Origin of the sequence: Intestinibacter sp. (assembly GCF_022780145.1) — a bacterium.
Taxonomy (GTDB): Bacteria; Bacillota; Clostridia; order Peptostreptococcales; family Peptostreptococcaceae; genus Intestinibacter.
This window is the reverse complement of the sequence record NZ_JALEXO010000184.1, coordinates 1-5753: the sequence shown is the minus strand read 5'-3', so window position 1 is coordinate 5753 and position 5753 is coordinate 1. Positions and strand designations below refer to the sequence as shown.

The following is a 5753-nucleotide window of genomic DNA, read 5'->3' as shown; positions in this document are numbered from 1 at the left end:
TTGGCTTATTTTTACTGGATCTATATTATCTGGAATTTCTACTTTTACGAAATTTTCTTTTACGTAATCTACTTCAAAATCTGTATTTTCACCTTCAAATACATTTAATGTATCATCTTTTATATCTATGTATAATTCATCTTCTCTTATATTCAATGCCATAGCGTAATCTTCTGTTTTATTAGAGTTCATGCTCACACAGAAGCAGTTTCTAAAACTTTCCTTACATCCTACCAGGATAAATTTAACTTTATCTCTGTTTCTCTTATAGTAATAATCTTCTTCGCCGTTTCTTAGATATATTTCATCAACTCTTTTTACTGCGTTTATATCGCAGGCTCTCATAAATATTAAGATTTTATCTTGTCTTTCATTTGCTTCACTGTACTCATCTTGTGTGAAGTAAAGTAATATTTCATTTATAGGTAACATAACTTCTTTTGGAGAAAAATGAGATTTAAGAGTCCACTCCATTTCTTCGAAAGTTTTCACTTCCTTGTATCTAATACTTGGAGTGTCTGAGTAAGTACCTTTATACTCTAAAACTACTGGTGCAAAAATTTTATACTCCTCACTTAATTTTTCTAATCCCTTGTCAAACGATTCGTAGTTAAGTTTTAATTTCATTATTATCACCCTTTTCTTTTTTTATCTTATATGTTTTATAATTAAATATTACCATTTAGCAGATATTATTTATGTGATTTTTATCACAATTTAGTTTGTTTTTTTGATTTTTTCAAAAAAATAACGCCATTTTACTCAATAGCGTTATTTTATAATTTAAAATCACTTAATATCGATTATTTTACTTTAATAGATTTTACAGTGCTGTAATCGCTGTAATAATTTTTATTATCTACAGTTCTATAAGCTTTAACTTTATAGTAATAGTATTTTGACGATGTGCGATTAGTATTTTTAAAACTAGTTACATCACCATCTGAAATAGTTTTTACTAGAGTATAAGAACCGTTTTTTGAAGTAGCTCTATAAATTTTATAGCCAGAAGCTCTATTTACCTTATTCCAGCTTATAGTTACAGTTCCTTTTGAAGTAGATTTTAAAGTAACTACAGGCTTAAGTAGTTTTGTAACGGCCTTTACATAAGAGTAATTGCCGTAATATGTAGTAGAACCTATTCTTTTTATAGGCTTAATTCTATAGCTATAAATAGTCCCTGATAAGCGACCACTATCAGTATAAGTTAAATTAGAATTACCGTCGATTGTAGCTATTCTTTTATAAGTTTTGCTTGTAGTGTTGTATCTGTAAATAGCATATCCATCTGCACTAGAAACTTTATCCCATTTTAATGTCACAGATGAAGTTGTAGTTTTATCTATAGTAAAAGACGTAGTAGATTTAGGTATTATTTTGAAATTAATGTCGTAAACTCCAGTATAATTTCCGATACCTGTAATACGAGCTGTAGCCAATCCTACAGATTTATTATTTAAATATTCTACTTTGTAGTCGACATTTTCTACAAGAGAATAATCACCTGATAAAATCGATACTGTAGGTTTTATAAAGTCTCCTGTATATACTTGATTTTTAATTGTATCAAATTTTAATGTAGCTATATCTATTTGAACAGGCTTTTCATTTAGTATATAATCAAGTCCGCTTGATTTTAAGCTCTCTTCAGTTGAAGTCCCCTCATTTACATAAATTTTGACTTTACTAAAACAAAAATCTAGTAAATATGGAGAAATGTAAGTAATATTATCTGGAAGATTTATAGACATAAGCTTCTCGCAGCCCATAAATAAATTCGCATTTAAAGTCGTTGTATTCTTAGAAAATTTAATATTGCTTAAATTATCGCAATTTGCAAAGGCTCTTTCTTTTACAACAGTAACAGAGTCTGGAATTATAATTTCAGTTAAATTAGTGCAGCCTGAAACTATATTAGGTTCAATTTCTTTTAAGCTTTCGCCTAAATCTAATCTATATAATGATATACAATTAGCAAATGCCCATGTACCTATAGTTTCAACTGTATCTGGAAGCTCTATCTTTTCTAATAAATTACATTCTCTAAATGCAGAGTCTCCTACTGATTTTAGATTTTTAGGTATAGATATACTGTTTAGTCTCCTGCAATTAGAAAATGCTGTATCGCCTATTTCAACTACAGTATCTGGGAGATCTATATTTTTTATAGCTGTAGAAGCAAAGGTACCATTATTTATCTTAGTTAAATTGCGAGGTACATGTATATTTTCCAATTGATTACATCCTGCAAATGCGCCACCGCCGATTTCTGTTATTGTATCTTGTAAATTTATGTTTTTTAAAGCGCTACATCTATTAAATGCAGTTTCTCCAATATATTCCACTTTATCTCCAAGAGTTATAGTTTCTATTCTCGTGCAGTCTTCAAATGCTGAATCTTCAATACGAGTTACAGAATTTGGGATAGTAACGTTTTCCAAATTTGAACACTCAGAAAATAGACCGTTTTCAATAGTAGTCAGATCTTTAGGCAAATCGATAGACACTATAGGTGTTCGACCAAAAGCTTTACCACCTATTTTTTTTACTGAATCAGGTATATGTATTTTTTCGAGATTTTCTGAACAATTAAAACATGCTGCACCTATCTCCTCTAAGTTATTAGGCAATCTAATTTCTGTTAAACCATCACAATTATAAAATGCACCAGTGCCAATGCTTTTAAGAGAACTTGGAAGATTTAACTCTTTTAAAGCATCGCAATCATCAAAAGCATGTCCACCTATGCTGATAAGACCTTCAGAAAAATTTATTTTTTTCAAGTTAGAACAATACTTAAATGCTGAATCTTCAATAGTTATAAGGCTTTTTGGAAATGTGATCTCTGTTATATCCTTGTTGTAAATAAAAGCCCACGTAGAAATACTTGTAACACTTTCTGGCACGACAACCTCTCCACCGCTTCCTGTATACGCCTTTAAAACACCGTCTGTTATACGAAAGTCAGATGAATTAGATTCTTCAGCAGATAAAGTACTAGAAGCACCCTCTTTAGTAATAGCAAATGACTCAATTATAAAAGACGAAGATACAAGGCACAGCGATAAAAAAATAGAAGTGATTTTTTTAGCAATTTTCATAGTTAATACCCCCTGTAAATTTAATAATATAATAATGTATAAAAATACCATTATATACTAAAAATTGTAATCTAATATAATATTTATTTCAATTTAAATTTATAAATGTAATCTTTTGTAATAAAAAAACAACAATCAAATTATATCTCATATAAATTAATTGCTGTTTTTATTTTTTATTTAATTTTTAAAAAACAATGAAAGTTCATCTGGCTTTATATAAATCTTTTTGTTTTCTAGTTTAACCAAATTTTCATTTTGGAGTATTTTCATAGCTCTAGACAATGTCTCTCTCTTACATCCTAGCATATCAGCTAGATAAGTCATCGTAATTCCCTTGACATCTAATAGTCGCCACTCACCCTTATCGACTCCGAATTCTCGATTTAACCTGTATAGCTTTGCGGCCAACTTTTTTTCGATTTTTATATAAGTAGAATTTTTTAGCTGTCTATAAAGTCGTCTATTTCTTTTTTCTAGGGAATCTAATATGTTTTTCACTAAGTTAAAGTCTGTTTGCATTATTCCGATAAAATCATCTATATTAAATTTGACTATTTCAGATTTTTCAAATGCCTCACATGCAACAGCTGTCGTAGAGTTATTTATAAGCACTTCGTTTATCATGTCGCCTTGATTTAATATAAAAATTATCTTTCGCTCTCCGAATTCATTCATTTTATATATTGAAACCTTGCCTGATATTAGAAAATATACATTTTCGACTATTTCTCCTTCATGAAATAAGACCTCTTTTTTTTCTAATTTAAACACAGATCCTTTTTTAGTCAGCTCTTCAATTGTAGATATTTTTATATTTTTGAATACATCTATATTTTTTAAAATAATACTCACCCCTATATTTAATTATCTAAAAGACATTAATATAGAGGTTTTGAGCCTTATCAGTTAATTTATAATATCTTTTTGATAATCTCTAGTATTTTGTTCGTCTACTTCGCCTATATATATTTTATCAGATATTTGCTCTTCTTTTAACTCTCCTTTTATTACCTCATCTTGATCTTGTTCAATTATTTGAAAATCATCGCTTTCTACTTCATCCTCTACAGTATCTTCATCTAAAATATAGTCATCTTTTTCGTATTCATCTATGTCGAATTTTTGTTTTTTAACTACCTTTGAACCACAGCATACACAGAACTTAGAGTCCACATCGATTTTACTAGCACAGACGTAACATAGCATAAAATTTTTCTCTTTGTTGATTTCCTTACCACATTTAGGGCAGAATCTTTCATCGCTCTTTGGTATATAGCCACATTCGCATACAGGAGTATTTTCGTCGTGTCCTTCTATATTTGCTATGTCTAGCATTCTATTGTATATTTCTAAATCCACCTTTCTGATTTCGTAGATTATTTCTCCAAACAAACTCTCATCTATAAGACCTTTTCTGATTTTGTCGTATACAATCATTCCTAGTTCCATTATTTTTTCACTTTTTTTGTCTTCGTATTCGTGTATTTCTTTTTCTATTTGTAATTTTTTTGATTTTAATTGTAAATTCATCTTGATACCTCTTTTCTACTAATTCCAATCGCTTAATTTAAACCCTATAAAAGCTACTATAAAGCTGTAAATAAAGCTTATCACTATTGTAAAAATTGTACTCATTCCCATTTGTACATTATATCCCAATAAAGATCCTCCATTTACATCAACAGAAGTAAATATAGACAACACTGCCATAATAAGTGCGTAAATAATACTAAATATCAAAACAGTCTTTTCAGTTGAATTTTTGTATTTTTCTCTAAGCTTCATTCCTGAAATTAAAAGGATTAAAATAGATAAAGCGACAAACGCTACTAAACACAATTTAAAATCTATACTCAAAGAACTAGAAAATAAATTCACTAAAAATAAATTTTTACTTCCTATAGTAACAGGATTGAAATTAGCAAAGCCCCATATATAAGCTGCCAATTGGCTGATTAGTACAAAAATATTTATATTTGATATAGAACTTCCAAGCCCAAGCTCGTATACATAAGAAAGCCCTACAAAATGACCTAAAAGCAAAAGAATAAATATTATTAAATACCCTACAAATATTGTCTTTGCAGTATATTTAAAAATTCCAAGGTAAATATTATTTTGTTCGTATTCCTTTTTTACACCTATATATAAAATTGATAAAAACCCTATCAACAATCCTCTAAGTAAAACACTTATAAAGCTAAATCCATATACTATACTGTACCCAGAAGAGAAAAATCCTCCGCCTAATGAGACACTATTTTTAGATAGAAGCGCCAAAGCACCAAGTACGATACCGTATATGATCCCTACTCCTATAGCTTGTGTAATTAAAGATAGCTCATCTGTATTTTTTTGTTTTAAAAATAATTTATAAGAAATCATCATACATAATGCAGGTAGTAAAATAAGTATCAGCATAGATACCTGCAAACTTACGCTATAGTAATTACCAAATCCCATGCCTCCTGCATTTGTAAATGCGCTTAAACTTCCTCCATTAACTAATAATAGTATATCTAAAGCACTTATGTAAGACGAATATTCTCCTAAAGTTAAATTTAAGATTTGGTGTACTACGATACATAAAAAGTACAGTATTAAAGTAGCAAATCCAGCTACCTTTATGCTATCTTTTATGTTTATATT

At 29.0% G+C, this 5753-nt stretch carries 4 protein-coding genes and 1 pseudogene; all 5 read right to left on the bottom strand.

The window, feature by feature from the left end; all coding sequences use genetic code 11:
• Nucleotides 1–627: pseudogene (locus tag MR593_RS07310) on the bottom strand (anaerobic sulfite reductase subunit A); the annotation flags it as partial.
• A gap of 176 nt (nucleotides 628–803) precedes the next feature.
• Entirely contained in the window at nucleotides 804–3101 is a 2298-nt protein-coding gene (locus tag MR593_RS07305; protein ID WP_290691421.1) for a leucine-rich repeat protein, read from the bottom strand.
• A 180-nt stretch (nucleotides 3102–3281) separates the two neighbouring features.
• Nucleotides 3282–3956: a Crp/Fnr family transcriptional regulator gene (locus tag MR593_RS07300; protein WP_290691418.1), complete on the bottom strand. Its 675-nt coding sequence runs from the start codon at nucleotides 3954–3956 to the stop codon at nucleotides 3282–3284.
• A gap of 54 nt (nucleotides 3957–4010) precedes the next feature.
• Complete coding sequence (locus tag MR593_RS07295; protein ID WP_290691415.1) at nucleotides 4011–4634, bottom strand: zinc ribbon domain-containing protein; 624 nt, start codon at nucleotides 4632–4634, stop codon at nucleotides 4011–4013.
• An 18-nt stretch (nucleotides 4635–4652) separates the two neighbouring features.
• A partial coding sequence (locus MR593_RS07290; protein WP_290691414.1) for a hypothetical protein occupies nucleotides 4653–5753 on the bottom strand: 1101 nt, incomplete at its 5' end.

Coding starts and splice junctions, on each gene's coding strand:
- MR593_RS07305 (WP_290691421.1), bottom strand. CDS start 3,101: ATGAAAATTGCTAAAAAAATCACTTCTATTTTTTTATCGCTGTGCCTT.
- MR593_RS07295 (WP_290691415.1), bottom strand. CDS start 4,634: ATGAATTTACAATTAAAATCAAAAAAATTACAAATAGAAAAAGAAATA.